The sequence below is a fragment of the Brevundimonas sp. RM1 genome, assembly GCF_052907225.1.
The window spans coordinates 1-712 of sequence record NZ_JBRERY010000081.1; the positions used below are offsets into that span (position 1 = coordinate 1).

General features: G+C 64.5%; 1 pseudogene. It reads right to left on the reverse strand.

Going from position 1 to position 712, the window contains the following annotated elements:
* Positions 1-651: pseudogene (locus tag ACU5AP_RS16365) on the reverse strand (IS5 family transposase); the annotation flags it as partial.
* Positions 652-712: the final 61 nt, after the last annotated feature.

Here is a 712-nt window from a genome sequence, read left to right on the forward strand (position 1 = left end):
AACATGATCTCTATGCGATTGCGACGTCTATAGCGGCGCTTGTCGTAGCGGATGGGCTCGGTGCGGGATTTGCGGCCCGGGATGCAGGGCGTGACGCCCTTGGCTTGCAAGGCATCCCGAAACCAGTCGGCGTCGTAGCCCCGGTCTCCCAGCAGCCACAGGGCGCGGGGCAGGCTGTCCAGGAGAGCAGCGGCGCCGATGTAGTCGCTGGCCTGTCCCGCCGTCATGAACAGGCTGATGGGTCGTCCGTTGGCGTCGGCCACGGCGTGAAGCTTGGTGTTCATACCGCCCTTCGAGCGACCGACCAGTCGCCCAAGGTTCCCTTTTTTACCCACAGGCTCGAAGCCGTGCGGTGCGCCTTCAGATAGGTCGCGTCGATCATGACGGTACGGCGTTCCGTCTGCGCCCCGGCAGGCCCTCCATCATGCGGACGAACACGCCTGCCTCGCTCCATCGCTTCCAGCGATTGTAGAGCGTCTTGTTCGGCCCGTAGGCCGCCGGCGCATCCCGCCGGCGCAGGCCGTTGCGGTTGACGAAGATGATCCCGCTCAACACCCGGCGCTCGTCAAAGCGCGGCTTGCCGTGGCCTTTGGGGAAGAAGGGCTCCAGCCGAGCAATCTGCTCGTCCGTCAGCCAATACAGGTCGCTCATGATACAGACGCCTCAGGAGCCTGAATCAGATCGCGCGCCTCACATCAATGGGCACTGAGCC